Source organism: uncultured Campylobacter sp., assembly GCF_938018145.1.
Taxonomy (GTDB): Bacteria; Campylobacterota; Campylobacteria; order Campylobacterales; family Campylobacteraceae; genus Campylobacter_A.
Window position 1 is genome coordinate 1 of record NZ_CALIII010000151.1, and the last position, 1,232, is coordinate 1,232.

The following is a 1,232-nucleotide window of genomic DNA, read 5'->3' on the forward strand; positions in this document are numbered from 1 at the left end:
CGACCAAGCACGACGTGATCGCATTTCTAACGAGCGTGAGCGAGAGTCTGGGCGAGGAGAGCCGCTTCGTGCACTACGGCATGACTAGCTCAGATTGCATCGACACCGCCGTCGCGCTTCAGATCAAAAGCAGCATGGAGCTCATTATCGAGGACGTAAAGGGCCTCATGAGCGCGATCAAAACCAGAGCGCAGGAGCACAAAAACACGATGATGGTCGGCCGCAGCCACGGCATCCACGGCGAGCCGATCACCTTCGGGCTCGTGCTTGCGGTCTGGTACGACGAGGTCGCGCGCGCGCTAAAGCTGCTACAAGACGCCAAAGAGGTCGCCGCCTACGGCAAACTAAGCGGCGCGATGGGAAATTTCGCTCACGCACCGCTCGAGTTTGAGGAGCTAACCTGCGAGCAGCTAGGCCTAAAGCCTGCCCCAGCGTCAAATCAGGTCATCCAGCGCGACCGCTACGCCCACGTCATCAGCGCGATCGCCGTCCTAGCCGCCACCTGCGAAAAGATCGCCGTAGCCGTGCGCCACTTCCAAAGGACGGAAGTTTACGAGGCAGAGGAGTACTTTAGCCCCGGCCAAAAGGGCTCCAGCGCGATGCCGCACAAGCGCAATCCCGTGCTTAGCGAAAACATCACCGGCCTTTGCAGGATGCTGCGCTCATACGTGACGCCTGCGCTCGAAAACGTCGCGCTCTGGCACGAACGCGATATCAGCCACAGCTCGGTCGAGCGATTTATCCTACCCGACGCCTTTATCACGGCCGATTTCATGCTAGCGCGCATTACGAATTTGATCGCAAATTTGGTAGTTTATCCGGAAAATATGATGAAAAATCTAAATTTAACGGGCGGGCTCGTCTTTTCTCAGCGCGTGCTTCTGCAACTTCCGCAGCGCGGGATTTCGCGCGAAGACGCGTATAAAATCGTACAGCGCAACGCGATGAAGGTCTGGGCGGATCTGCAAGAGGGCAAAAAAGCGATAAACGAAAACGGCGAGAGCCTATTTTTGCAAAATTTGCTCGCCGACGAGGAGCTACGCGCAAGCCTGGGCGAAGCCGAGATAAAAGAGTGCTTTGATTATGCGTATTACGCCAGGCACGTGGATGGGATATTTAAAAGAGTTTTTGGAAAGCAGGACGAAATTTAATGAAAGTACTAAAACGAAACGGACGCACCGAGGAGCTTGACGTAAGCAAGATCAAAAAATACACGAGTGAGGCGGTCGCTG

General features: G+C 55.3%; 1 protein-coding gene. It reads left to right on the top strand.

All coding sequences use genetic code 11. The features are described from left to right. Window positions 1-1,151 (top strand): adenylosuccinate lyase (purB, locus tag Q0338_RS03455; RefSeq protein WP_298085544.1); only part of this gene is annotated, 1,151 nt, incomplete at its 5' end. Window positions 1,152-1,232: the final 81 nt, after the last annotated feature.